Origin of the sequence: Flavobacterium sp. UBA7682 (assembly GCF_002482945.1) — a bacterium.
In the GTDB taxonomy this organism is placed as follows: domain Bacteria; phylum Bacteroidota; class Bacteroidia; order Flavobacteriales; family Flavobacteriaceae; genus Flavobacterium.
The window spans coordinates 100,682-126,568 of the sequence record NZ_DLGY01000033.1 but is presented as its reverse complement, the minus strand read 5'-3'; the positions used below and the strand labels follow the sequence as shown (position 1 = coordinate 126,568).

The 25,887-nt window shown below is 37.8% G+C and carries 22 protein-coding genes; 15 read left to right on the top strand and 7 right to left on the bottom strand.

Annotated features, from left to right (window positions below; all coding sequences use genetic code 11):
• Positions 1-10 precede the first annotated feature (10 nt).
• Positions 11-2,161, bottom strand: coding sequence for a S46 family peptidase (locus B3C16_RS09145; protein ID WP_291131074.1), 2,151 nt, complete (start codon positions 2,159-2,161; stop codon positions 11-13).
• Between the two features lie 238 nt (positions 2,162-2,399).
• Here B3C16_RS09145 and B3C16_RS09140 point away from each other — a divergent pair, with 238 nt between their 5' ends.
• Positions 2,400-2,972, top strand: a complete 573-nt coding sequence (locus B3C16_RS09140) for an outer membrane protein (RefSeq protein ID WP_291131072.1) — start codon at positions 2,400-2,402, stop codon at positions 2,970-2,972.
• A gap of 52 nt (positions 2,973-3,024) precedes the next feature.
• Here B3C16_RS09140 and obgE read toward each other — a convergent pair whose 3' ends face one another.
• The 4 genes from obgE to hpt all read right to left on the bottom strand — a co-directional run bounded on the left by obgE (position 3,025) and on the right by hpt (position 6,672).
• A complete protein-coding gene (obgE, locus tag B3C16_RS09135; protein WP_121312832.1) occupies positions 3,025-4,059 on the bottom strand; it encodes a GTPase ObgE in 1,035 nt (344 codons plus the stop codon).
• An 86-nt stretch (positions 4,060-4,145) separates the two neighbouring features.
• On the bottom strand, positions 4,146-5,369 hold the full coding sequence (locus tag B3C16_RS09130; protein WP_233549870.1) for a hemolysin family protein: 1,224 nt from the start codon (positions 5,367-5,369) through the stop codon (positions 4,146-4,148).
• A gap of 110 nt (positions 5,370-5,479) precedes the next feature.
• A complete protein-coding gene (locus B3C16_RS09125) occupies positions 5,480-6,052 on the bottom strand; it encodes an adenylate kinase (RefSeq protein ID WP_121312830.1) in 573 nt (190 codons plus the stop codon).
• A gap of 89 nt (positions 6,053-6,141) precedes the next feature.
• On the bottom strand, positions 6,142-6,672 hold the full coding sequence (gene hpt / locus B3C16_RS09120) for a hypoxanthine phosphoribosyltransferase (RefSeq protein ID WP_121312829.1): 531 nt from the start codon (positions 6,670-6,672) through the stop codon (positions 6,142-6,144).
• A gap of 73 nt (positions 6,673-6,745) precedes the next feature.
• Between hpt and B3C16_RS09115 the strand changes: the two genes are divergently transcribed.
• The 4 genes from B3C16_RS09115 to B3C16_RS09100 all read left to right on the top strand — a co-directional run bounded on the left by B3C16_RS09115 (position 6,746) and on the right by B3C16_RS09100 (position 11,323).
• A complete protein-coding gene (locus B3C16_RS09115; protein WP_291131068.1) occupies positions 6,746-7,303 on the top strand; it encodes a hypothetical protein in 558 nt (185 codons plus the stop codon).
• A gap of 57 nt (positions 7,304-7,360) precedes the next feature.
• Positions 7,361-8,533 (top strand): 5-(carboxyamino)imidazole ribonucleotide synthase, encoded by a 1,173-nt coding sequence (locus B3C16_RS09110; RefSeq protein WP_291131066.1) that lies wholly within the window; start codon positions 7,361-7,363, stop codon positions 8,531-8,533.
• A gap of 82 nt (positions 8,534-8,615) precedes the next feature.
• Positions 8,616-9,101: a 5-(carboxyamino)imidazole ribonucleotide mutase gene (gene purE, locus B3C16_RS09105; protein WP_121312827.1), complete on the top strand. Its 486-nt coding sequence runs from the start codon at positions 8,616-8,618 to the stop codon at positions 9,099-9,101.
• A gap of 197 nt (positions 9,102-9,298) precedes the next feature.
• Positions 9,299-11,323, top strand: a complete 2,025-nt coding sequence (locus tag B3C16_RS09100; protein ID WP_291131063.1) for a M3 family metallopeptidase — start codon at positions 9,299-9,301, stop codon at positions 11,321-11,323.
• A gap of 213 nt (positions 11,324-11,536) precedes the next feature.
• Here B3C16_RS09100 and B3C16_RS09095 read toward each other — a convergent pair whose 3' ends face one another.
• Positions 11,537-15,562 (bottom strand): GEVED domain-containing protein, encoded by a 4,026-nt coding sequence (locus B3C16_RS09095; protein ID WP_291131061.1) that lies wholly within the window; start codon positions 15,560-15,562, stop codon positions 11,537-11,539.
• Between the two features lie 303 nt (positions 15,563-15,865).
• On the opposite strand from B3C16_RS09095, the gene B3C16_RS09090 reads away from it, so the two are divergent.
• The 3 genes from B3C16_RS09090 (at position 15,866) to B3C16_RS09080 (ending at position 17,287) form a co-directional block, all read left to right on the top strand.
• Positions 15,866-16,369, top strand: a complete 504-nt coding sequence (locus tag B3C16_RS09090) for a GbsR/MarR family transcriptional regulator (protein WP_121312824.1) — start codon at positions 15,866-15,868, stop codon at positions 16,367-16,369.
• A gap of 145 nt (positions 16,370-16,514) precedes the next feature.
• Positions 16,515-16,835 carry a hypothetical protein gene (locus B3C16_RS09085; RefSeq protein ID WP_291131058.1) on the top strand — a complete coding sequence of 107 codons (321 nt, stop codon included), beginning with the start codon at positions 16,515-16,517 and terminating at the stop codon, positions 16,833-16,835.
• On the top strand, positions 16,832-17,287 hold the full coding sequence (locus B3C16_RS09080; protein WP_291131056.1) for an SRPBCC family protein: 456 nt from the start codon (positions 16,832-16,834) through the stop codon (positions 17,285-17,287). The genes B3C16_RS09085 and B3C16_RS09080 overlap by 4 nt, the downstream gene beginning before the upstream one ends.
• On the opposite strand, the gene B3C16_RS09075 is transcribed toward B3C16_RS09080, so the two are convergent.
• A complete protein-coding gene (locus B3C16_RS09075; RefSeq protein ID WP_121312821.1) occupies positions 17,267-18,082 on the bottom strand; it encodes a hypothetical protein in 816 nt (271 codons plus the stop codon). The genes B3C16_RS09080 and B3C16_RS09075 overlap by 21 nt on opposite strands.
• A gap of 179 nt (positions 18,083-18,261) precedes the next feature.
• Here B3C16_RS09075 and gcvP point away from each other — a divergent pair, with 179 nt between their 5' ends.
• The 7 genes from gcvP to B3C16_RS09040 all read left to right on the top strand — a co-directional run bounded on the left by gcvP (position 18,262) and on the right by B3C16_RS09040 (position 25,887).
• Entirely contained in the window at positions 18,262-21,105 is a 2,844-nt protein-coding gene (gcvP, locus tag B3C16_RS09070; protein WP_291131054.1) for an aminomethyl-transferring glycine dehydrogenase, read from the top strand.
• A 134-nt stretch (positions 21,106-21,239) separates the two neighbouring features.
• The gene (locus B3C16_RS09065; protein ID WP_233549753.1) at positions 21,240-21,623 is read left to right on the top strand and encodes a group III truncated hemoglobin; all 384 of its coding nucleotides are present in this window, start codon (positions 21,240-21,242) and stop codon (positions 21,621-21,623) included.
• Between the two features lie 120 nt (positions 21,624-21,743).
• Positions 21,744-22,802 carry a 3-oxoacyl-ACP synthase III family protein gene (locus B3C16_RS09060; RefSeq protein ID WP_121312818.1) on the top strand — a complete coding sequence of 353 codons (1,059 nt, stop codon included), beginning with the start codon at positions 21,744-21,746 and terminating at the stop codon, positions 22,800-22,802.
• Between the two features lie 66 nt (positions 22,803-22,868).
• Positions 22,869-23,396: a methyltransferase gene (locus B3C16_RS09055; RefSeq protein ID WP_291131050.1), complete on the top strand. Its 528-nt coding sequence runs from the start codon at positions 22,869-22,871 to the stop codon at positions 23,394-23,396.
• 54 nt (positions 23,397-23,450) lie between these two features.
• On the top strand, positions 23,451-24,299 hold the full coding sequence (locus B3C16_RS09050) for a glycosyltransferase (RefSeq protein WP_291131048.1): 849 nt from the start codon (positions 23,451-23,453) through the stop codon (positions 24,297-24,299).
• A gap of 74 nt (positions 24,300-24,373) precedes the next feature.
• Positions 24,374-25,120 (top strand): MlaE family ABC transporter permease, encoded by a 747-nt coding sequence (locus B3C16_RS09045; protein ID WP_121312815.1) that lies wholly within the window; start codon positions 24,374-24,376, stop codon positions 25,118-25,120.
• The gene (locus B3C16_RS09040; protein WP_291131045.1) at positions 25,120-25,887 is read left to right on the top strand and encodes an ABC transporter ATP-binding protein; all 768 of its coding nucleotides are present in this window, start codon (positions 25,120-25,122) and stop codon (positions 25,885-25,887) included. The genes B3C16_RS09045 and B3C16_RS09040 overlap by 1 nt, the downstream gene beginning before the upstream one ends.

Below are 25,887 nucleotides of genomic sequence, written 5' to 3'. Positions count from 1 at the left end.
CTAAATGAAATTATTTCACTAAAGTCATCTCGTCAACGATGTGCTTAGCTCCAGAGAAATTCTCAATTACCCATAATACATAACGGATATCAACGTTGATGGTTCTTTGTAATTTACTGTCAAAGATAACGTCTCCGGCCATCGCTTCGATATTTCCGTCGAAAGCCAAACCAATCAATTCTCCTTTACCGTTCAATACCGGTGAACCTGAATTTCCTCCTGTAATGTCATTATCCGTTAAGAAATTCACGTGTAGACTTCCGTCTTTATCAGCAAATCTACCGTAATTTTTAGCTTTGTTCATTTCCAAAACTTTTACCGGCAAATCAAATTCTTGATCTCCTTTTTTGTATTTCTTTACTTGACCGTCAAGCGTAGTGTAGTTGTTGATTTTAGCATCATTGCGTTTGTCAGCCGGTAACGAACGAACTTTTCCGTAAGTCAAACGCATGGTTGAGTTAGCATCAGGATATTTGATTGAACCAATTTTTGATTCTCTCAAACCTTCTACCAATAAACGGAAAGAAGCACTATAATCATTTTGAGCTTTAGTAATTTCCTCTGATTTAGTATTGAAATGAGCTACCATATCATTTGAAAGTCCATACAATGGATCGTTTTCCAAAGCACCTTGACTTGGAATTACCAAGAAAGCTTTAATTCTGTCCAAAGAAGTAAAAATACTCATGTCGAAAGCCGCGTTTACATATTTAGTAAAGTCGTTGTTGTTTTCATCAGCAATCTTTTTTACAGACGGTGCAATAGCATAACCGGTTGATTTAGTAGCATACACTTTCAATTGGGCGGCCAATAAATCTCTTTCAGCCGGAATGTGTAATTCTTTGTACATTTCTGTTGCCATTTCCTCAATAGCCGGAGCCATTTGAGCACGTTTAGCAGCATCAGCTTTAACATAATTCTCTAATTGTCTTCCCAAAGTTCTTCCGATAGTTCCAAAAGAAGTCGTTCTGAACAATTGCGTTAAATAGCTATCATGTCTCGACTTCTCATTAGTTAACGCATAATACTTATTGATATTGGAAACTACGTTACCGTATTTAGCTTTGTTAGCCGGTTTATTAGCCCAAGTATTGAATTTAGTTTCTTGTGCGGCTTTAGTTTTGGCTGTACCAAATTTGGTCAAAGCATCAATCATACCTTGACGGTTTTTCCAGTAGTTAGCCGTTGAAGCATATTTTGAAGCATAAACCAAGTTCAAAGCATCACTTTGGTCCATGTATTTTTTCATATTGTCCATTCCGGTTTTGGCACCTTCAACCCAAGCAGGATAAGCAAATTTTACGTTTTGCTCAATTCCGCCAGCTGGCATCCAACGGTTAGTTCTACCCGGATAACCTAAAATCATAGCAAAGTCATTCTCTTTTACACCATTAATGTTAACCGGTAAATAGTGTTTTGGTTGTAATGGAACGTTACTTTCTGAATAATCTGCAGGATTACCATCTTTGTCTGCATATACTCTAAACATAGAGAAATCGGCAGTGTGACGTGGCCATTCCCAGTTGTCAGTATCTCCACCAAATTTCCCTAAACTTTCCGGTGGTGTTCCTACCAAACGAACGTCTTTGTAATCTTGGTAAACAAAATAGTAATATTCATTGCCTTGGAAAAAAGGACGAACAGAAACGGTGTATTTGCCACCGGCATTGTTTTCTTTTTCAATTTTAGCGATTTCAGCATTGATAGCTTTTTCTCTGTCAGCTTCGCTCATTCCGGGAGTAACAACTGCCAAAATACGTTTGGTACAGTCATCCATTCTTACGAAGAAACGAACAAATAAACTGGCCGGTTTGATTTCAGCTTTTCTACTTTCTGCCCAAAAACCGTCTTTTAACAAGTTTTTCTCAGCAGTTGATAATTCTGCAATCGCATCATAACCACAGTGGTGATTGGTTAAAACCAAACCGTCTTTAGAAATAATTTCCGCAGTACAACCTCCGTTGAATTGCACGATTGCATCTTTCAAACTGTGATTATTGATACTGTAAATTTCTTCGGCTGTCAATTGCAAGCCCATTTTTTGCATGTCTCTTTGATTTAATCTTTCGATAAACATCAAAAACCACATTCCTTCGTCAGCTTTAACACTCGATGGAACAAGCATAATGGCTGCAATCAAGGATAAAATAATTTTCTTCATTGTAATGTTATAAAGTTAATAGTTTGAATGTTAATAGTCTATCTGACAAAATACTTGTTATATCAAATATTCTAAAAACGACTGCGAAGATACTTTTTTTTGAGCAAATGATTTTAAAATTTTGTTAAAAAACTACAACGATATAGTGATTGCAAATAGTATTTAATTATTCAACACGAATAGCATAAGGTTTCTCTTTAAAAATTATTTTTTTACTTTAGCCCAATAAACCTTACATATGAAAAAAATTATCTCTTCATTACTTTTGTTTTCTGCTTTGCAAGCCTTCTCACAAGAAAAAACTTCTATTGAACTGAATTACCCAATTCCATCCGGCGACAACTTTATAAGCAATTATGATGGTTTAGTTGATGTTGGAATTAAATATAGATTTTCAGACAAGGAAAATTTTGCCTTTGGGGTTTCCTTAAACGCGAATTATTTGACTTATGACGAACCAGATATTGGTTTTAAAACCAAAAATTATAATTTTCAACCTCGAATATTTGGTGAACTCAAATTAAAAGGCATTCCAAGATTACATCCTGCACTTGGTTTAGGCTATACTTTTATGCAATTCAGCACGACTGGAAATGGTAATACAGGTGAAGAAATAATCAGTTTCAATGAATCAGAGAGTTTAAGCGGGTTCAATTTCAACGTTTCTTTTTCCTTTGATTTCACCAAAAAAATGTTTGCCCAAGTTCAATATGATGCAATAAAAGTGAGCGATACTCCGGAAGGTGTTCCGGATACAAAATACAATACTACTGCAAATTTCATAAAACTGGGAGTTGGTTACAGATTCTAATGACATAATCCAATAAGAATAAAAAACCCGCCTAAAAAGCGGGATTTTCTATTTATATACCATGACTATTCTCGGGTTCATCAGCATCAACATTCAACATTTCCCAAAGTTTATCTTTCAACTCTGTCAACCCTTGATTGGCAACTGAAGAAATAAACATATAAGGGATTCCTTTGAAGTCTTTGTCTAATTGTTTGCGCATTTCCGCTTTCAATTCGTCGTCTAACATATCGCTTTTGGAAACAACAATCAAACGATCTTTATCTAACATTTCCGGATTGTAACGACGCAACTCATCCAATAGAATCTCGTACTCTTTTTTGATGTCATCCGCATCGGCAGGAACCAAAAACAACAGTGTTGAGTTACGCTCAATATGTCTCAAAAAGTAATGCCCTAAACCTTTTCCTTCGGCTGCACCTTCTATAATTCCCGGAATATCCGCCATCACAAAGGATTTGAATTCTCTGTAAGCAACGATTCCTAAATTCGGTTTCAACGTAGTAAACGGATAATCAGCAATCTTCGGTTTGGCAGAAGTCAGCACCGATAATAAAGTCGATTTTCCGGCATTAGGAAAACCTACTAAACCAACATCGGCTAAGACTTTTAATTCCAAAATTACATCCAATTCTTCCGCCGGCATTCCCGGTTGGGCATATCTTGGCGTTTGATTCGTCGAACTTCTAAAATGCCAGTTACCCAAACCGCCTTTTCCGCCTTTAATCAAAATTCTTTCTTCGCCGTTTTCTGTGATTTCGAATAAAATTTCATCGGTTTCCTTATCGCGAACAACAGTTCCCAATGGCACTTCGATTATTTTATCTTCACCATCATGACCCGTACTCCTGGAACTTCCGCCATCTCCACCATGACCGGCTTTGACGTGACGCGCAAATTTTAAGTGAAATAACGTCCAAAGGCTTTTATTTCCTTTTAATATAATATGGCCGCCGCGACCTCCATCACCTCCATCGGGTCCGCCTTTTTCAATAAATTTTTCTCGGTGTAGATGCGAAGAACCTTTTCCTCCTTTTCCGGAAGAAACATATATTTTTACGTAGTCTACAAAGTTACCTTCTGTCATTTTTCTTTTCTTTTATTATCCCGATTAAGATTAATGGCTATAAAACCGAATGTCCACCGAACATTCTCCTCTTAATATCAAATCAACTATTCCTTAATTGCTTTCACAAGCACTTTATCAATCTTCACGCCATCCATATCGATGACTTCTATTTCAAATTTGTTCCAGATGAGTTTTTCACCTGTCTTTGGTATATTGCCTAATTCGGTCATGATCAAACCGCTCAATGTCGTTACATCATAATCGCTGATTAAATCATCCATATCGAAATAGGTCAAGAAATCGTGTAACGAATAATGTCCGTCAACCAACCATGTTCCGTCTTCACGGGCGATTAATTTGAATTCATCTTCATAAAAATCAGCCGCATCACCAACCAAAGCTTCTAAAATGTCATTCAACGTAATGATGCCTTGAAAAACTCCATATTCATCGGTTACCAGAGCGTAATGCACTTTAGATTTTTTGAAATTCTCCAATGCTTTATAAGCAGAAGTATGTTCTATTAAATAGACCGGATCTTTGGTAATCGATTTTAAATCAAATGGTCCTTTTTCAAAACCGGCGAACAAATCTTTGAGCAAAACTATGCCAACTACATCATCTAAATTCTCGTGACATACGGGATAAACCGAGTGCAATTCGTTTAGAACTTTAGCCTTTAATTCTTCAATGGTATCGTCATAAGAAAGATATACTATTGACTTTCTATGTGTCATCAAAGAGTTTACTTTTCGGTCACCAATGTGGAAAACACGCTCCACGATATCTTGTTCAATCTCTTGTACTTCTCCGCCTTCAGTACCTTCTTTGATGATGGCTTTGATTTCTTCCTCGGTTACTTTTCCATCAGCAGTTGGTCTGATTTTAAGAATTTTCAATATTCCTTCAGTCGAAATGGTAAGCAACCAAATAAAAGGTGCCGTGACAATTGAAACCATTTTCATCGGAACCGCTACTCCTTTAGCAATCGCTTCAGGGTAATTCAACCCGATTCGTTTGGGTAACAATTCCCCTAAAACCAGAGAGAAAAACGTCAAAACAACCACAACTATTCCAACCGCTATACTGTGACCATAAGGTCTTAATGCTTCAAAACTTTCTACAAATAGTTGAACATCTGCTGTGATTTTGTCTCCTGAATATATACCGGTCAAAATTCCGATTAAGGTAATTCCGATTTGTACTGTGGATAAAAATTTATTGGGTGAATTCGCTAAGTCTAAAGCGACTTTAGCATTAGTATTTCCTTTTTTTGCTGCGGTTTCCAAACGATTTTTACGCGCAGAAATCAAAGCGATTTCCGACATCGAAAAAACACCATTTAACAGTATTAAAAAAAGAATGATGAGTATCTCCATTTTGAGTTATGCGTTATAAGTTATGCGTTATGAATATAACAGCTAACCAAAAATTTCAATTATAAATTGTCTATTACTTTACTTAAACGCTGTGTTACTTCTTCGATTGAACCAATACCATTCACGGCATGAAATTTACCTTGAGCGTCGTAATAATGCATCAAAGGTGCGGTTTTTTCATTGTATTCCTGATATCTGTTGCGGATTTTTTCCTCATCTTGATCATCAGGTCTACCCGAAGTTTTACCTCTTTCCAGCAAACGAGCCACTAAAATATTGTCATCGGCTTCTAAAGCTACCGTAGCGGTGATGTTTTGGCCTTTTGATTCTAAAAATTTGTCTAAAGCTTCCGCTTGTGCAATCGTTCTGGGGAAACCGTCAAATAAAAATCCGGCGCATGTTGGGTTTTTATCTACTTCACTTTGCAACATTTGTATCGTCACTTCATCGGGAACCAAATCACCTTTGTCCATAAAGGTTTTGGCTAATTGGCCTAATTCGGTATCATTTTTAATATTGTATCTAAAAATATCTCCGGTTGAAAGATGGGTTAAATTGTATTTTCCTTTTAAAAATTCAGCTTGTGTGCCTTTTCCTGCACCTGGTTTTCCGAAAAGAACGATGTTGATCATTTTAGTAGTTATGAATTATAAATTATGAGTTAAATATTCTGTTTGTTACGATCGTTATTTTAACCAATAACAGACAACCGACAACTTTTTTATTGTGCCAATTGGTAAACGTCCGGTAAATTTCTTCCTAAACCATCGTAGTCTAAACCATAACCTACAATGAATTTATTTGGAATTCTAATCCCAACGTAATCAATTTTGATGTCTTTTTTATAAGCTTCGGGTTTGAAAAATAAAGTCGCAATTTTCAAGTGCTTTACTTTTTTTTCTTTAAAAATCGCTTTCAGTTCTTCAACCGTATTTCCGGTATCGACGATATCTTCTACAATCACAACCGTTCTGCCTTCTAAATCTTGGTTCAAACCGATCAATTGTTTCACTTCATTTGTGGTTTCTGTTCCTTCATAGGAAGCCATTTTCACAAAACTCACTTCGCACATACCGCGGTATTTCTTCATCAAGTCGCTCAAAACCATAAACGAGCCATTCAAAACACCCACAAAAACCGGAACATCATCAAAAAAATCATCGTCCATTTGTTTGGCCATATTTGCAATAGCAAAATCAATTTCGTCTGAAGAGATAAACGGCTCGAAGGTTTTATCGTGTAAGTGTATCATTTTGGTTTGATTTTTAAATAAGGTGCAAATTTACGCAAGTATTAAGTATCAAGTAGCAAGTATTTTAACTTTTTTGCAAAATTGGTATATTTACGAAATGAATCCGGAATACTATAAAACCATCGCCAACAGTACAGCGCATCGAAAAAGCAGAGATGACAACAAGAACTTTGTCTTTCAAAACCCTGAATTTTTAAAAGATTTGTTCGAAATCAGTTTCAACACTAAGGATAAAAACCACCATAAAGCGTGTTGGATTTTAGAATTGATTCTGGAAGAACGTTTGGAACTTCTCATTCCGTTTCAAGAGGAATTCTGTGCTGCTTTAACCCATTATACTTCGCCTTCTGCGATTCGCTCTTTGTCCAAAATTTGTTTATTTCTTTCCAAAAGCAAAAAAATCACCTTAACCAAAACCCAAGAAGAAAAAATCACAGAAGCTTGTTTGGATTGGCTCATTCAAACCGACAAAGCTGCCAATGCCGCTTACTCGATGAGGGCTTTATATAATTTAGGCAAAAAATATTCTTGGATAAATGAAGAACTGAAACTTATACTTTCCAGAGAATTCGAAAACCAAACGCCCGGTTATCGTTTTGCTGTTAAAGACCTATTAAAACGATTGCGATAATTTTTAAATGTTACTTATCTTTGCGCAAACAACTACAACACACAACAACTACAACGAATGAACTATTTCTCTTCCGATTTTAAACTCGGCATACTCGGCGGCGGACAATTAGGCAAAATGATTTTGGCCGAAAGCCGTAAATTTGACATCCAAACTTATGTCCTTGACCCAAGCGCAGCAGCACCATCACAATTTGGTGCCACACAATTTTTCACAGGAAATTTGATGGATTTTGACACGGTGTACCAATTTGGTAAAATGCTCAATCTGTTGACGATTGAAATCGAGAACGTAAATTTAGAAGCATTGGACAAATTAGAAGCCGAAGGTTTACCTGTTTTTCCATCGCCAAAAACCTTGCGAATGATTCAAAACAAAGGAAAGCAGAAAGATTTCTATGTTGAAAACAACATCCCAACTTCACCACACCAACGTTATGTTGACCTAAATGCTCTTAGAGATGCTGTCACATCGAGCGATACCGAAACTTCGGTAGAGATGCCGTTTGTGTGGAAATGTGCCCAATTCGGTTACGATGGAAACGGTGTAAAAATTGTGCGTTCAGCCATTGATTTAATCAACTTACCCGATGTAGAATGTATCGCGGAGCAAATGGTTCCTTTTAAAAATGAATTGGCAGTTATTGTCGCTCGTTCAGTTTCAGGTGAAGTAAAAACGTATCCGGTTGTTGAAATGGAATTCCATCCCGAAGCCAACCAAGTGGAATATGTAATCTGTCCGGCGCGAATTGATGATAAAGTAGCAAAAAAAGCAACCGAAATAGCCTTACAAGTTTCTAAAGCTTTCAACCACGTTGGATTACTTGCCGTAGAAATGTTCCAAACGGCAGACGATGAAATTCTGGTGAATGAAGTCGCGCCTCGTCCGCACAATTCAGGACATTATAGTATTGAAGCGAGTTACACATCACAATTTGAAAATCATTTGCGCGCCATATTGAATTTGCCTTTGGGAAACACCGCTAGCAAAGTGGCCGGAATTATGGTAAATTTAGTTGGCGAAGAAGGTTTTTCTGGACAAGTCGTTTACGAAAATATCGAAAAAATCATGGCGATTGATGGTGTAACACCACACATTTACGGCAAACGCGAAACACGTCCGTTTAGAAAAATGGGACACGTAACAATCGTTAATGAAAATATGATTGAAGCGAGAAAAATTGCAGAAGAAGTAAAGAATAGCATTAGAGTGATCAGTGAAAATAAATAACCACAAATTTCACAAATTAGCACAAATTAAATCTGCGAAAATCTGTGCTAATTTGTGCAATCTGTGTTAAAAAAATAAAAACATGAGCAAAGTAGCCATAATCATGGGATCTAAATCAGATTTACCCGTAATGCAAGAAGCCATCGACATCCTTCAAGGTTTTGACATACAAACTGAAGTCGATATCGTTTCAGCACACAGAACACCCGAGAAATTATTCGAATTCAGTAAAAACGCCCATCATCGCGGAATTTCCGTGATTATTGCCGGCGCCGGCGGTGCTGCACATTTGCCGGGAATGGTTGCTTCTATGTCTCCATTGCCCGTGATTGGCGTTCCGGTAAAATCCAGCAATTCTATCGATGGATGGGATTCTATCCTTTCTATTTTACAAATGCCCGGTGGTGTTCCTGTAGCTACTGTAGCTCTAAATGGTGCCAAAAATGCCGGAATTTTAGCCGCACAAATCATCGGAAGTCATAACAAAATCGTACTCGACAAAATCATTTTATACAAAGAAAGCCTAAAAGAATCGGTGAACAAATCATCGGATGAACTGAAAAAATAGAAGCTTTTTTAGGAGCTTTTTCCCGCTATACGTTCCAATCTTTTTATCGCTTTTGTCACCCTGAGCGTCCCGAAATTTCGGGAAAGGGATTTTTCTAAAAGCAATAAAAAGGATTTCCACTGCTATCGGGGCTAAAAAAAACAGTTGTTTAAATTGAACACTAACTTAAAATTTGCGCCTTTGCGCCTTTGCGAGCAATGAAAATACTTACTCAAAATTTCAATACCAAACACAATACCGCACCGTTTTCACAAATCAAAATCGAAGATTACCAACCGGCTTTTGAAGAAAACATCGCCAAAGCCAGAGCCGAAATTGATGCGATAACGAACAATCCGGAAGCACCAACTTTTGAAAACACCATTGAAGCCTTGGATTTCTCTGGTCAGGAATTGGATAGATTGTCTTCTATTTTCTTCAACTTAAATTCAGCGGAAACTTATGACGAAATGCAAAAAATAGCGCAGGATGTGTCGCCTTTATTGACTGCGTTTGGAAACGATATTGCGCTGAACGAGGATTTATTCAAAAGAGTCAAAGCCGTTCACGACCAAAAAGACAGCCTGACTTTAACCCCTGAACAAGCAACTTTATTAGACAAAAAATACAAAAGTTTTGCCCGAAACGGCGCCTTACTTTCCGAAGAAAAAAAAGAACTTTTACGCGAAATAGACAAGGTTTTGGCCAAACTCAAACTGACTTTCGGCGAAAATGTTTTGGCTGAAACCAACAGCTATAAGTTACACATCAGCCATGAAGCCGATTTAAAAGGTTTGCCTGATGGTGCGAAAGAAACGGCGCGTTCCCTAGCCAAAGCTGATGACATGGAAGGTTGGCTGTTTACTTTAGATTTTCCAAGCTATTTGCCTTTTGTAACGTATATCGATAACCGAGAACTACGCAAAGAAATGGCTATCGCCGCCGGAAAAAAAGCCTTTCAGGAAAACGATTACGACAATCAGGAAAATGTAATAAACATTGTGAAATTACGCCATGAAAGAGCGCAACTCTTAGGCTACAACTCACATTCGCATTTTGTTTTAGAAGAACGTATGGCGCAAAATCCCAAAAAAGTGCAATCGTTTTTGAATGATTTATTGGATAAAGCAAAACCGGCAGCCCAAAAAGAATTCGCTGAACTAGCGGCTTTCGCTAAAGAATTAGACGGACTGGAAAGTTTGGAGAAATGGGATGGTGCTTACTATTCAGAAAAATTAAAGCAAAAACTATTCAGTTTGGATGATGAGATTTTAAAACCTTATTTCCAATTAGAAAACGTATTAAATGGAGCATTTACAGTAGCTGAAAAACTATTCGGCATTACTTTTAAAGAAGTGTTCGACATAGATAAATACCACAAAGATGTACAAACTTTTGAGGTGTTAGATTTTGAAGGTAAATTAGTGGCTGTTTTCTACTCCGACTTTTTCCCAAGAAAAGGCAAACGCAACGGTGCTTGGATGACTTCTTTCAAACCACAGTATATAAAGGATGGAATCAACGAAAGACCACATGTTTCTATCGTTTGCAATTTTACACCACCAACAGAAACGAAGCCTTCACTCCTAACCTTTAACGAAGTGACCACTTTGTTCCATGAATTTGGACACGCGTTACACGGCATGTTAGCCAATACGACTTATCCGAGTTTGTCGGGAACTTCTGTATACTGGGATTTTGTAGAATTGCCGAGCCAAGTGATGGAAAACTGGTGTTACGAACCGGAAGCCTTAGCTTTGTTTGCCAAACATTATGAAACGGGCGAAATTATTCCGCAACAATATGTTGATAAAATCAAAGAAAGTGCGAGTTTCTTAGAAGGCATGGCCACTTTACGTCAATTGAGTTTTGGGCTTTTAGACATGGCTTATCATGCGAAACCACAAACGATAGAGAATGTAAAAGCCTTTGAAAAAGCAGCCATGGACAACACAACTTTGTATCCTGATGTAGCCGAAAATTGTATGAGCGTTTCGTTTTCACATATTTTTCAAGGTGGTTATTCTTCGGGGTATTACAGTTATAAATGGGCTGAAGTTTTGGACGCCGATGCTTTTGCGTATTTTCAAGAAAAAGGCATTTTCAATACTGAAGTCGCTACCAAATTCAAAGACAACGTACTTTCCAAAGGCGGAACCGAATTACCGATGGAATTATACAAACGTTTTCGCGGACAAGAACCGAAGCCGGAAGCTTTGTTGAAACGCGCGGGATTAATTTAGATTGTTGGATTATTAGATCGTTAGATTATTAGAAACCGGAGTTAACGCTTCGGTTTTTTTACGCAGTTTAACCGCGTTAGGGATTGTAGTGAAAAGCCCACAGCGTAGCGAGGACTTGTAACGGAAAGCCCGACCCAAAGGGTAACGCCCCAATACTTTTTAAAACAAAAAAGCCACCTTTCGGTGGCTTTTCTCTATAGTGATTAACTAAGATTAGTTTTTCATTACTTTGATAGTTCTTGAAGCGTTTTCTGCTTGTACTTTCACAAAGTAAGTACCGCTGCCCAAGTTAGTCATATCAATAGTCGTTGAAATTTCATTCACATTTTTAGAAGCTATTTTTTGACCTAAAGTATTGTATACTTCAATCGCAACAATATTTCCTGTGTATTCTAAATTCAACTCATTAGTCACCGGATTTGGATAGTATTTTAATCCAGCCAAATCAAATGAAGTGTTTCCTAAAGTTACTGTAACTGTAACTGCAAAAGCAGCACTTCTACAACCTTGAACTGATGTATGAACTGCATAATAAGTTGCACCGTTGGTCAATTGAGTAGTCAATGCCAATTGGTTTACATCATCTACAGCATCTTCTTCTGAAGCGTACCAAGCAATGTTATTACCTACTACTACTAAATCAGCCACCGTAGCTTCTGCTGCATTAGCAACTTCTATAGTTTGTACGGCATTTCCTGTTGGAGCCGGTGCTGAATTTACGTTTATAGTTATTGCCGCTTGAGCTGAACAACCTGTACTAGTATTAGTTCCTGTAACAGTATAGGTTGTTGTCTCAGTTGGAGCAACTGAAACTGGGCTACCGGTTAAGGCACCCGGTGTCCAAGACCAGTTAACATTAGAAGTACTGGTTCCGAAAACTACATTCAAACGTCTTACAGATGGCGCTGGAACTACCGTAGTAGCCGCCACAAGATCTTGAAGTGTCGTTACCGCTGAATCTGTACCGGTAATAGCAGAAATTGTCATATTGGTAGCAGTCGCTGTATAATAGGTAATGGCATTATTAGTACTATCTGCACCGTCTTGTCTGATATCTAAAACAATATTAGAAATACCATCCCAAGCATATGGTGTATCAAAAGTAATGGTATTAACTCCTACAGCGTGAGCATAAGTAGCCGGACCATAAACAGTTGTTAAACCTGTTGTTTGGAAAGCAGACAAAGTAGTATTGGCAGTTGTTCCGATGCGAACAGAGAAATTAGTCACATTGGCTCCAGAGCCTAAAGTAGTAATATTGTAAGCAATTGAATTAATGTTACCCGCTGTTATCCCTGCAGCTTGCAATTCGGCAGCAGTAAAGATAGTTTGGTTCCAATATTGATCCCAACGGTTACAAAATGCAGTTGGCTGCTCTGTTTGAACCGTTAAAGTTGTATCTGTTCCGATAGCTTTAGTAAGATTAGCGGTCAGTGTTGTAAGCGCTCCTTCACAAAGAGTCGTTTCAGTAGCAGATGCAGCTACAATTGGCACTGCTGCAACAGTTACCGCAACAGTAGCAGTTGTTTGACATAACGCTCCTGAAGATTGTGAAGCAGTAAGTGTATAAGCAGTTGTCACTGTTGGATTAAATAACCAACCATTCACAGCATCACCTGTAACACCTGTAGATGGTGACCAAACATAAGTATCATAATCAGCTGCACCTGTTGCAACTGTTACAGCTGTTGATGTTGCACCCGGACAAATAGAAGTAGCATTTGTGCTCAAAGTTAATGCAGGAGCTGTCGTAACTGTTGCCACAACTTCCGTTCTGGCTGAAGCACAAACAGCACTATATTTTACATCATAGAAATAGTAATAATTGGCTGTAGTTGTTCCTCCCCATTCTGAAGAAGTAACATTCAACACCCCATCAGTTCCGTTATAAGGGAAAGTAACACCTGAATTATCACGAATTAAACTAACTCCAGATGTTGCTTTAACTAAGATTCTGTATCCGCTTCCTGCAGGAACCGGGAAATTAATTGGAATAATATTTGGCGTTGTCGTTCCACCAGCTGCAACTGCAATATTACCAGTTGAATATAACTCCGTTAAAGCGGCATTAGTAACCTTAATATTAATAGTACCGGCAGTGGTAGAATAAACAGAAACGCTTTGTACTTCAACCGGTGCTGTTGTATTGAAAACAATACCCCAGTTATTGGTTGTAGAAGTGGTAGCTGCAGTTGCAGGAGCTGCTTTTCCTGAAGTTTGAGTCGCTCCGACTACAGCAGCTTCAGCCCAATAAGACGTTGTTGCATTGATGTTTGGAGTTGCAAATGTTGCACCTGTTCCTAACGATCCTCCACCAGTATTCGCTGCGTACCATCTAACAATTCCTTCACTTGAAGTAGCGGCTAAAGTGGCACTCCCTTGTCCACAAACTGAACCCGGCGTAGTTCCGGTAATTGTTGGAGGGTTACATGGTGTAGTAAAATTAACTGCAATAGATGTCCAATCACTAAGAACACTTGAACCACAGTTGCTTCTTACCCAAACAAAATAGGTAGTACTTGGCGCCAAACCTGTAGAAATAACAGCAGTTAAAATACCAGCACCAACACTTCCTGATGGTGTAGAACCTGCAGTTGGAGCAGTATTTGTTGCAGAAAAATAATAGTCATAACCTTCACTTGGTGTTGATACAGAAGCTGTCCAATTAAGAGTGGCGGTAAAAGCGGTATTAGCTGTCGCTGTCAACCCTGAAGGAGCTAAACAAGCTGGTTGTGCAATTACAGTAAGTTTGTAATCTTCAGCTTCAGTTCTTGTATTTGTACTAGCACAAGCATCCGGAGTTGCATTGTTGAAGTCAATTCTAATTCTCATTCTGTAATCACCTAAAGCAGTTCCATTTGGCACAACAAAACTTCCAGTTTGGTTATTACCATAAGCAGTAGTAGCAAAAACTCTTTCAGTAGTATTATCAAATACTAAATCATTATTCCAATCAACCCAAATACAAGTACCAACTGAACCACCAACAATATCAGAGGCAAAATTAATCGTACCGGTTGGATACTGACTTACTGTTGCGGTTGCATAATTATTTTGGTATCCTGTGGCTGTATAACCAGAAGCTAAGTTTGAAATATTAGCTAAACCACCGGTTGTTGAGAAATTGTTGATGTAAGTCGCACTTGAAGTAGAAGACGGAATACAATGCCCAGTATAAAAACTTGCCGAAGCCCATGCGCTGTAATCGCCCGAACCACAATCTGATCTTACATAATAGGTGTAAGTAGTATTGGCACTCAAGCCAGACAATGGGAAAGTAAGTCCGTTTATAGCTCCATTAGTAAATAATCCGGTAGCACCGCTTCCTGCAGCACCTGAGGTTCTTACTTCATATTCATATCCGTTTGCAGGAGATGAAACTGAAGCTACCCAAGAAATGGTAGCACTGTTCAGCGAATTAACTGAAGTTAATCCAGAAGGTGCAACACAACTTGGTGGTGCCCATGCATAAGTTAAACCGTTACTTGGTATAGTAGCACCATTAATCGCCATTGTTACATTGTTAGCTGTACCTGCAGTAGAGTTTATCCAATCGCCGCCAGCTTCAACAATTGTTCTATTACTGTAAACAGTAGCGGAACCACCTCCTAAACCTACTTGTGGATACACTGTAGTTAATGGAGTAACTCTATCAACACAAGCTCCATAAACAATTTTAATCGCACCGGTTGACGTGTTCAAACGAATTTGGAAATTCAAATTTTCAGCTGATGCAGCTCCTGCACCTGTAGCAGCATATCGACACACATTTGCCCATTGTAATACAAACTCATTGCCTACTTGTTCCCATCTGATTTCAGGAGTGCCTGTACCAGCACTTTCCGCTTTTGCATCTAAGTCAGCTGCAAAAGCTGATACAGCATTACGACCAGCCGAAATTGGAGTATTGGTTGTGGTTGTGCTTCCGAATAAAACATATCCGTTAGCACTTACAAATACTGAAGTGTAAGTTACACCTTGAAATACAAACGAATTGGGTAGTGTAACTGTTGCTGTTTCGTCATCAAAACCATCATAACCGGTCCAAAGTACAGTACCACCTGAAATAGGTGCATAAGTGTTAGCTGTTTGGGTAAACGAATAAGAAGTTACCTGAGCCGAAGCAGTGTTACTACAAACAAAAAGTAGCAGCACAAAAAACAGTAAAAAAGAAAAATTGTTATTAGAGGCAATGGTTTTCTGCCATCTAAAACAATTTAAAAAAGTAAGTTTTTTCATTTTTAAAAAATAAAGGGTTAATTGAGCTAATTTAGATTCTTTTATCAGTTCTGTGAATCAATTAAAATGTTTTAACCTTATAAGCTTAATTTTTTTAAAAAAATAACTTAAAAGCTTAATTTTATACCTCATAAAAGTTAAAAAAATATTTTTTTCGCAATTCATTTGCAAAAAATCATCATCAAAAAAATAACTTTCATTTTTTATTGAAAGTTTAAAAACTTCTACTTACCTTTGAGGTATGGCAATGAGAATTTTTAACGCGATATACAATTGACCTTTAAAAATCAATAAAAGCAACAAATGAAATACAGAGAAGCAAAAAACAAGTTCGTTCAAACATGGGGCGCGTTAGGTTCACAATGGGGAATCAACAAAACCATGGCGCAAATTCATGCCTTGTTGATGGTTTCTAACGAAGCTGTTTCTATGGAAGACATCATGGAAGAATTACAAATTTCTCGTGGGAATGCCAGTATGAATTTAAGAGCTTTGATGGATTGGGGCATTGTTTACAAAGAATACAAAACCGGCGAACGTAGAGAATATTTTACAGCCGAAAAAGACCTCGATGAATTAGCCGTAAAAATCTCCAAAGAACGCAGCAAACGTGAAATCAAACCAGCACTGAAAGTTTTAAAAGAAGTCTCTTCCATTGAAGCTGACGGCACTGCCGAAGAAAGACATTTTGTAGAGCAAACCACCAAATTGTATGATTTCGTTTTAAAAGCAGACAATATGTTAGACAAAATAACCGAATTCAATGACAATTGGTTGGGAAGACTGGTTATTAAAATCATGAAATAGCCAATTCAGAAAATTTGATAATAACACAAAAGTCATATTGGCTATTCAATGAGACAGATAAAAAACAATAGAAAAGAGACGAATTAAGTAAAAAAATTAATCTAAACTTTCATTTTTTTCTGAAAGTTTAAAACACAAATAAGGCATGAGAAAGTTTATCCATTATATGAATATAGTTTTTGTGAGCATTGGTGCCATTACAGCTTTATTTTTTGGTGAAGAAGCATTGGTGATTTATTTTTATCTGGCAATATTTCAATTGTTGACAGGATTAATCATCTTGGCCGTAAATAGTTTAAGCCATAATAACGCCTTACCTCAAATTCTAATTTATTGGGGATTAGTTTTGCTGTATTTTATCCTCATTGTCAATATTGATATAAATAATACGTTAAGATTTCTTATCATTCCTATACTGATTGCGATATATCATTGTTACGTAACTCACAAACAAACTAAATTATGACTACCATTCGGCTCATCACCAAAATAAACGCACCGATTCAAACTGTTTTTGATTTGGCAAGAAACATTGATATTCACCAACAATCAACCGCGCAATCTAACGAAAAAGCAATTGCCGGAAGAACTTCCGGATTAATTGAACTCGGAGAAACAGTAACTTTTCGAGGGAAACATTTTGGCTTTTACCTCAAACACCAAAGTAAAATTACCGAAATGGAAACCCCAAATTATTTTGTAGATGAGATGGCAAAAGGTCATTTCAAATTTTTTCGACACGAGCATACTTTTGTCACTCAAAATGGCCATACGGTTATGATTGATTTTCTACAATACAAAGCACCGTTTGGTATTTTTGGCAAACTCTTTAACAATCTATTACTCAAAAAACACTTGACTGATTTCCTTTTAAAAAGAAATGAAATCCTAAAAAATTTAGCTGAAAACCAGCAATAAAATCCACCACAAAACCGGTATGCTTTCTGCCCAAAAAGAAGAATAATATTTGGATTGTTTTTCATTGGCAAATACTAAAAAAAGTATCACAGTGATAGCAATTCCGGCTTTTAAAAACAAAATTGGATAATTGAAATTTATATCCAAAAACTCTAAACCAACAAAAGCCAGCATAAGCAACGAACCCAATTTTTTAGTTCGCTCCACGCCTATCTGTTGCGGCACCGTTTTCAAATGCGGATCGTCTTGTTTCAAATCGATAATTTCAAAAATCAAGATCAATACAAAAATCAGAATAAACCGCTGAATCGCAACCAAAAAAACATAAGTGGTCAATGGAATTTCAGCGTTAATGATTGGTAAAAACAAAGTAACACCAACCCAACACAAAGCCACAATATAAATCTTTATGCCTGCCCAATTTCGGGCATTTTTTCTATTGGGGAAGAACGGTAAAGTGTAAAGTAAGGTCAGTATCAAAAAGACAACCGCAATGATTTTGGTTTTTTGGGACAATTCCAGAAAGTAAAATCCGCAAGCCAACAACGAAAGAAAACTCAAAAAGGCAATTGCTTTTAATTGCGTTCGCATCTGTAATTTTTGGGTTCGTGCCAAAGCATCATACTTTACGAAATTATACCCGACAATTGTCCCAAAAAAAGCAAAAAAAGCGCTCGTTTCAATAGTCGAAATTTGAAATAAAAAACCCGTCATTCGTACCAATGCAAAAACCGACAAAGCCACGTGAATACTGCTATTGATATAAAAGTCAAAAAGTAGTTTGAAAATCCGCATAGCCTAAAAGTAAGCAAAGTGTTAATAAGAAGCCTATTTAGTTGAAAAATTCTCAAAACATTAGACTTTGTTTAGCACAAAATTAGAACATTAATAATTACTTTTGTTGGCGTTAAAAAACAATCATGTTTTACAACACAACAAGCACAACTAAACACACTTATAGAACTTACAATTTAATGAGAACAGACGCATTTGCATTACGCCACATAGGTCCACGTGAGAGCGACCTAAACCACATGTTCAAAACTATCGGAGTTGAATCTTTTGACCAATTAATTTACGAAACCATACCGGATGATATTCGTTTAAAAAACGACTTAAATCTGGATGCACCGATGACCGAATATGAATATTTAACGCACATTCAGGAATTGGGCAAAAAAAATAAAGTATTCAAATCCTATATCGGTTTGGGTTATCATCCGGCGATTGTGCCACCGGTAATCCAAAGAAACATATTTGAAAATCCGGGTTGGTATACCGCTTACACGCCATACCAAGCTGAAATTGCACAAGGTCGTTTAGAAGCAATTCTGAATTTCCAAACCATGGTTATCGAGTTAACCGGAATGGAAATCGCCAATGCTTCTCTGTTAGACGAAGGAACGGCTGCCGCAGAAGCCATGGCGTTATTGTTCGATGTTCGTTCTCGTGACCAAAAGAAAAACAACACCCGTAAATTTTTCGTTTCAGAAGAAATATTACCGCAAACTTTATCGGTTTTACAAACGCGTTCTACGCCAATCGGAGTGGAATTAGTAATCGGAAACCACGAAACTTTTGATTTCTCAACCGACTTTTTCGGAGCGATTTTACAATATCCCGGCAAACACGGTCAGGTAAATGATTATAGTGCCTTTATCGCTAAAGCCAAAGAAAACGAAATTAAAGTGGCCGTTGCTGCCGACATTTTATCATTGACTACCTTGACTTCTCCGGGAGAAATGGGCGCTGCCGTAGTAGTTGGAACGACACAACGTTTTGGCATCCCAATGGGTTACGGAGGACCACACGCGGCTTACTTCGCCACCAAAGAAGAATACAAACGTTCGATGCCGGGAAGAATCATCGGAGTGTCGATAGATGCCAACGGAAAGCGTGCGCTGCGCATGGCTTTAGGGACTCGTGAGCAACACATCAAACGTGAAAAAGCAACTTCCAATATCTGTACGGCGCAAGTTTTATTAGCCGTTATGGCCGGAATGTATGCGGTTTATCACGGACCAAAAGGCTTGAAATATATCGCGGCTAAAGTTCATGCTTCGGCAGTGACTTTGGCAGATGCTTTAAATAAATTAGGCGTTTACCAAAGCAATACCGCTTTCTTTGATACGATTTCGGTAAAAGCAGATTCGGCTAAAGTAAAAACGGTTGCTGAAAAAAACGAAGTGAATTTCTTCTATGCAGATAATGAAACCATTTCTATTTCGATTAACGAAACGACTTCGTTGAACGACTTGAACCAAATCATCGCCATTTTTGCAGAAGCCACCGGTAAAGATTCTTTCAAGGTTTCTGAATTAAGTTCAAACAATAATTTCCCAACTTCCTTAGAAAGAACTTCAACGTTCTTGCAACACGAAGTGTTCAACAACCATCATTCTGAATCTCAGTTGATGCGTTATATCAAAAAATTAGAGCGCAAAGATTTATCGTTAAACCACTCGATGATTTCCTTGGGTTCGTGTACGATGAAGCTCAATGCGGCTGCCGAAATGTTGCCATTGTCGATGGCAAATTGGAACAGCATTCACCCTTTCGCGCCTATCGAACAAGCAGAAGGTTATATCACGATGCTTAAAAAATTAGAGCAACAATTGAACGTAGTTACCGGTTTTGCCGGGACAACTTTGCAACCCAACTCCGGTGCGCAAGGCGAATACGCCGGTTTGATGGCGATTCGTGCTTACCACCAATCTCGTGGCGACAACCACAGAAATGTGTGTTTGATTCCATCCTCTGCTCACGGAACCAATCCGGCTTCGGCGGCGATGGCAGGTATGCAAATTATCGTAACCAAAACCATGGAAAATGGTAACATCGATGTAGAAGATTTGAGAGCAAGAGCGATTGAGCATAAAGATAATCTTTCAGCCTTGATGGTAACTTACCCATCAACTCATGGTGTTTTTGAAAGTGCGATTTGTGAAATTACCAAAATCATCCATGACAATGGTGGTTTAGTTTATATGGATGGTGCCAATATGAATGCGCAGGTTGGTTTGACCAATCCGGCAACGATTGGTGCTGACGTTTGTCACTTGAACTTACACAAAACATTCGCAATTCCTCACGGTGGTGGCGGACCTGGTGTTGGCCCAATTTGTGTCAACGAAAAACTGGTACCTTTCTTACCGAGCAATCCTATCATCAATGTTGGCGGTGACCAAGCGATTACTGCTATTTCTGCTGCGCCTTATGGTTCGGCTTTGGTGTGTTTGATTTCTTATGGCTACATCACCATGTTGGGTGCTGAAGGCTTGAAAAGTTCCACAGAACATGCGATTTTGAATGCCAATTATATGAAAGCTCGTTTAGAAGCACATTATCCGGTTTTATATTCAGGAGAAATGGGACGCGCGGCACACGAAATGATTTTAGATTGTCGTTCTTTCAAACAAAATGGTATCGAAGTAACGGATATCGCCAAACGTTTGATGGATTACGGTTTCCATGCGCCAACGGTTTCTTTCCCGGTAGCCGGAACGTTGATGATTGAACCAACAGAATCTGAAGATTTAGCTGAGTTAGATCGTTTTTGTGATGCGATGATTGCCATTCGTAAAGAAATTGACGCAGCTTCTGCTGACGACACCAATAACGTATTAAAAAATTCACCACATACTTTAGCCATGCTAACAGCGGATACTTGGGTTTACCCATACACGCGTGAGCAAGCGGCTTATCCATTGGACTATATTCACGAAAATAAATTCTGGCCAAGCGTTCGTCGTGTTGATGATGCTTACGGCGACAGAAATTTAGTTTGTTCTTGTGCGCCAATTGAGGCATACCTGTAAAAAAACAATCAGTCATTTGTGACTAGTGATTAGCTAAAGGTTTCAAGTTGTAAAATTTGAAACCTTTTATTTTAAACTGATTTTAATCAGGTAATCTAAAAGTGTGAAGTTTTATTTTTGTTCCAAATGAAAAAATGATGAACGATATTCAAAATCAAGACGATTTGTTTTTATTGGTCGATGAATTTTACAAAAAGCTTTTATCCGATGATTCCATCAGCTACATTTTTACCGAGGTAGTTAAAATAAAACTCGAAGAACATTTGCCTATCTTAGTTACTTTTTGGTCACAAGCCATTTTGGGAACCGGCGGATACACTAACAATTTGACGCAAATTCATTTGGATGTCAATGCCAAAGAATATTTATCTCCTGAACTTTTCAAAATTTGGCTCCATCATTTTTACAACGCTGTAGACGACAATTTCAAAGGCCCAAAAGCAGAGCAAATTAAGACGCAAGCCTTGAGCATTAGTACCATCATGCAGATAAAAATCGCACAGCAAAAAGCGAATTAATTGCCGTATTTATAATTTTAATCAACATTTGATAAACTTTTCATAATTATTTTAAAATTTTAAAAAAACAATCCCTGTTCAATAAATTTATTAATAATTTAGTAATGAAATCATAAAGCAATGAACATAAAAATTACCGGTTCCGGAAGCTATATCCCAACCGAAATAGTGACCAATACTGATTTTACTAAACACATTTTCCTTAATGATGATGGTAGCCCATTTCCACTACCTAATGAAGTAATTACTGAAAAGTTTTACGACATCACCGGCATCGAAGAACGCCGCTATGTTACGGATGATTTACTGACTTCCGACATTGCAACCATCGCCGCGAGGAAAGCTATTGAAGACTCTGGAATCGATCCGGAAACTTTAGATTATATCATCTTTGCACACAATTTTGGGAACGTAAAAAAAGGGGCGATTCAAACCGATTTATTACCCAGTTTGGCCACCAGAGTCAAATTTGATTTGCGCATCAAAAACCCAAAATGTGTTTGCTACGATATGCTTTTCGGTTGTCCGGGATGGATTGAAGGTGTTATTCAAGCACAAGCGTTTATCAAAGCCGGAATGGCTAAAAAATGCTTAGTCATTGGTGCGGAAACTTTATCTCGAGTAGTCGACAAGCACGACCGCGACAGCATGATTTATTCTGATGGCGCAGGCGCAACCATTATTGAAGCTACGGAAGAAGCAGGCGGAATTTTGGCTCATGAAAGTGCTACCTTTACTTACGACGAAGCGTACTATTTGTTCTTTGGAAACTCGTTCAATAAAACCCATGATCCCGATGTGCGTTACATCAAAATGCATGGTAGAAAAATATATGAATTCGCTTTAAGTCAGGTGCCCAAAGCCATGAAAGAATGTGTGGAAGCAAGTGGTGTTCATATCAATGACATCAAGAAAGTGTTGATCCATCAAGCCAATGAAAAAATGGACGAAGCCATTGTTCAACGATTCTACAAGCTGTTCGGACAAGCAACCCCGGAAGACATTATGCCAATGAGTATTCATAAATTAGGAAATTCAAGTGTAGCAACCGTTCCAACCTTGTATGATTTATTGGTAAAAGGCCATCTCGACAATCATGCTATCCAAAAAGGCGATGTGGTTCTTTTTGCTTCGGTTGGCGCCGGAATGAATGTGAATGCAATTGTGTATAGAATGTAAAAAAGTTGGAAGTTGGAAGTTGGAAGTTGGGAGAAAAAAGTAAATTTGTAATCCAATTTCCTAATCATGTACGAGAAGACCTATCCGAGTAAACGCTTTAACATTACCCTTCAGTTTTTAAAAAAACACATTGCCACTTCTGAAACCATTTTAGATTTAGGCGTGCCGAATCCGTTTTCCAAAATCATGGAAGAAAATGGCTATACCGTTATCAATACTAAAGGCGAAGACGTTGACAATGACCAAAGCGCTTTGCAGAATGAAAGCTACCAAGTATTTACAGCGTTTGAAATTTTCGAACATTTACTCAATCCGTACACCGTTTTGGAAAATGTAAAAGCGGATAAAATATTAATCTCGATTCCGTTACGATTATGGTTTTCTCCGGCTTACCGCAGCAAAACCGATATGTGGGACAGACATTACCACGAATTTGAAGATTGGCAATTGGATTGGTTATTAGAAAAAACCGGCTGGAAGATTGTTGATCGCGTGAAGTTTACGCATCCGGTGAAAAAATTAGGTTTTAGACCATTGCTAAGATATTTCACTCCAAGATATTATTTGGTTTATGCCGAAAAAATCAGAAGCTAGAAGAATTTACAAATAACAATTAAACTTTGCAGCTTTGCGAGATTTAGCAAGATAATGAACTACTACATCGTCATTCCATCACACAATGAAGAAAAGTTTATCTCACTAACCTTACAATCGTTAGTCGAGCAAACTGTTTTGCCTACCAAAGCCGTGATTGTGAATGACAATTCTACTGATACAACTGCTGCAATTGTTTTGGCTTTCGCCCAAAAACATCCTTGGATTTCTTTAGTCAATAAAACTTCCGACGCCATTCACTTGCCCGGAAGCAAAGTGATTCAAGCATTTCAAAAAGGGCTAGAAACCTTGGACGACCATTATGATTTGATTGTAAAAGCCGATGCCGATTTGATTTTTCCTTCCAATTATTTCGAAATCATTATCCAACATTTTCAATCGGACGAGAAAATCGGAATGGTGGGCGGCTTTGCTTATATTGAAAAAAACGGCGACTGGATTCTGGAAAACCTAACCGATAAAGACCATATCCGTGGTGCTTTTAAGGCTTACCGAAAAGCCACTTTTGAACAAATTGGAGGATTAAAACCGGCTATGGGTTGGGACACGGTGGACGAACTGCTTTGCAAATTCTATAACTGGAAAGTCGTTACCGATGAAACTTTAAAAGTAAAACACCTCAAACCCACCGGAGCCAATTATAACAAAACTGCACGTTACAAACAAGGCGAAGCGTTTTATTCTTTAGGCTATGGTTTTTTCATCACTTCTATTGCTTCTTTAAAATTGGCGATGCGAAAAGGAAAACCATTACTTTTTATCGACTATATCAGAGGATTTTGGAGAGCCAAATCGGCTAATAAACCGTTATTGGTAACCAAAGAACAAGCACAATTCATCAGAAACTACCGTTGGAAAAAGATGAAAAAGAAATTGTTTTAACCTTTTAATGTACCTATCAAGTAAAATATAGTATTTTTACTGCTTACTATAAACTGAACACTGAATACTAAAAAATGATGCTCGTTCGCTATTTATCCCAAATAGGAAAATATTTCTTAATGTTGAAAGAAGTATTTAACAAACCCACGAAATGGTCGGTCATGAGAACCTTAATTTTCAAGGAGATTGATGATCTAATCATTGATTCACTTGGGATTGTTTGTTTTATTTCCTTCTTTGTTGGTGGTGTAGTGGCCATTCAAACGGCATTAAATTTGACTAACCCTTTGATTCCGAAATACCTCATCGGTTTTGCGACCAGACAATCAGTTATTTTAGAATTTGCCCCAACCTTTATCTCCATCATTATGGCGGGAAAAATGGGTTCATTTATTACTTCGAGTATAGGAACGATGCGTGTTACGGAGCAAATTGATGCTTTGGAAGTAATGGGCGTGAATTCTTTAAACTATTTGGTTTTTCCCAAAATTATCGCCCTTCTGCTCTATCCTTTTGTAATTGGAATCGCCATGTTTCTAGGTGTTTTTGGCGGTTATATTGCTTGTGTTTATGGCGGATTTGCTTCAAGCAACGAATTTGTTATTGGTATTCAACAAGAATTTATTCCCTTCCATATTGCATATGCCTTTATTAAAACTTTTGTTTTTGCCATGCTATTGGCCACCATTCCATCGTTTCATGGCTATTATATGAAAGGCGGCGCTTTAGAAGTTGGTAAAGCGAGTACAGTTTCGTTTGTTTGGACTTCGGTAACCATCATTTTGACAAATTATATATTAACGCAATTACTTTTGACCTAATGATAGAAATAAAAAACATCGAAAAGTCATTTGGCGACACCAAAGTATTAAAAGGGATTTCCACCATTTTTGAGACCGGAAAAACCAATTTGATTATTGGACAAAGTGGTTCAGGGAAAACAGTTTTGCTAAAAAGTTTACTCGGAATCCACACACCAGACAAAGGCACAATCGCTTTTGACGGAAGAATATATTCCGATTTGACTGCTGATGAGAAAAGAGCATTGCGCACCGAAATCGGAATGGTATTTCAAGGAAGTGCCCTTTTTGACAGTATGACCGTGGAAGAAAATGTAGGTTTTCCATTGAAGATGTTCACCAAAAAATCGGCTGCTGAGATAAAAAAGCGTGTAGATTTTGTAATTGAAAGAGTGGATTTGAAAGAGGCTCATCATAAAAAACCTTCTGAGCTTTCCGGTGGAATGCAGAAACGCGTTGCTATTGCTAGAGCAATAGTGAACAATCCAAAATATCTTTTTTGTGACGAACCGAATTCAGGGCTTGACCCAAAAACCGCTATTATCATCGATAATTTGATTCATGAAATTACTGTTGAATATAATATTACGACTGTAATCAATACCCATGACATGAACTCAGTGATGGAAATTGGCGAAAAAATCATTTTTTTAAAACAAGGGATTTTGGCTTGGGAAGGCACCAAAAAAGAAATCTTCAAAACCGATAATGAAGCCATAACCGATTTCGTTTATTCCTCCAATCTTTTCAAGAAAATTAGAAAAGCTCAGAACAAAGGAGATATCTAA

Bases quoted from the DNA above. Each gene is read 5' to 3' on its own strand.
- B3C16_RS09145 (WP_291131074.1), bottom strand. From the start codon at position 2,161: ATGAAGAAAATTATTTTATCCTTGATTGCAGCCATTATGCTTGTTCCA.
- B3C16_RS09140 (WP_291131072.1), top strand. From the start codon at position 2,400: ATGAAAAAAATTATCTCTTCATTACTTTTGTTTTCTGCTTTGCAAGCC.
- obgE (WP_121312832.1), bottom strand. From the start codon at position 4,059: ATGACAGAAGGTAACTTTGTAGACTACGTAAAAATATATGTTTCTTCC.
- B3C16_RS09130 (WP_233549870.1), bottom strand. From the start codon at position 5,369: ATGTCGGAAATCGCTTTGATTTCTGCGCGTAAAAATCGTTTGGAAACC.
- B3C16_RS09125 (WP_121312830.1), bottom strand. From the start codon at position 6,052: ATGATCAACATCGTTCTTTTCGGAAAACCAGGTGCAGGAAAAGGCACA.
- hpt (WP_121312829.1), bottom strand. From the start codon at position 6,672: ATGATACACTTACACGATAAAACCTTCGAGCCGTTTATCTCTTCAGAC.
- B3C16_RS09110 (WP_291131066.1), top strand. From the start codon at position 7,361: ATGAACTATTTCTCTTCCGATTTTAAACTCGGCATACTCGGCGGCGGA.
- purE (WP_121312827.1), top strand. From the start codon at position 8,616: ATGAGCAAAGTAGCCATAATCATGGGATCTAAATCAGATTTACCCGTA.
- B3C16_RS09100 (WP_291131063.1), top strand. From the start codon at position 9,299: ATGAAAATACTTACTCAAAATTTCAATACCAAACACAATACCGCACCG.
- B3C16_RS09095 (WP_291131061.1), bottom strand. From the start codon at position 15,562: ATGAAAAAACTTACTTTTTTAAATTGTTTTAGATGGCAGAAAACCATT.
- B3C16_RS09090 (WP_121312824.1), top strand. From the start codon at position 15,866: ATGAAATACAGAGAAGCAAAAAACAAGTTCGTTCAAACATGGGGCGCG.
- B3C16_RS09085 (WP_291131058.1), top strand. From the start codon at position 16,515: ATGAGAAAGTTTATCCATTATATGAATATAGTTTTTGTGAGCATTGGT.
- B3C16_RS09080 (WP_291131056.1), top strand. From the start codon at position 16,832: ATGACTACCATTCGGCTCATCACCAAAATAAACGCACCGATTCAAACT.
- B3C16_RS09075 (WP_121312821.1), bottom strand. From the start codon at position 18,082: ATGCGGATTTTCAAACTACTTTTTGACTTTTATATCAATAGCAGTATT.
- gcvP (WP_291131054.1), top strand. From the start codon at position 18,262: ATGAGAACAGACGCATTTGCATTACGCCACATAGGTCCACGTGAGAGC.
- B3C16_RS09065 (WP_233549753.1), top strand. From the start codon at position 21,240: ATGATGAACGATATTCAAAATCAAGACGATTTGTTTTTATTGGTCGAT.
- B3C16_RS09060 (WP_121312818.1), top strand. From the start codon at position 21,744: ATGAACATAAAAATTACCGGTTCCGGAAGCTATATCCCAACCGAAATA.
- B3C16_RS09055 (WP_291131050.1), top strand. From the start codon at position 22,869: ATGTACGAGAAGACCTATCCGAGTAAACGCTTTAACATTACCCTTCAG.
- B3C16_RS09050 (WP_291131048.1), top strand. From the start codon at position 23,451: ATGAACTACTACATCGTCATTCCATCACACAATGAAGAAAAGTTTATC.
- B3C16_RS09045 (WP_121312815.1), top strand. From the start codon at position 24,374: ATGATGCTCGTTCGCTATTTATCCCAAATAGGAAAATATTTCTTAATG.
- B3C16_RS09040 (WP_291131045.1), top strand. From the start codon at position 25,120: ATGATAGAAATAAAAAACATCGAAAAGTCATTTGGCGACACCAAAGTA.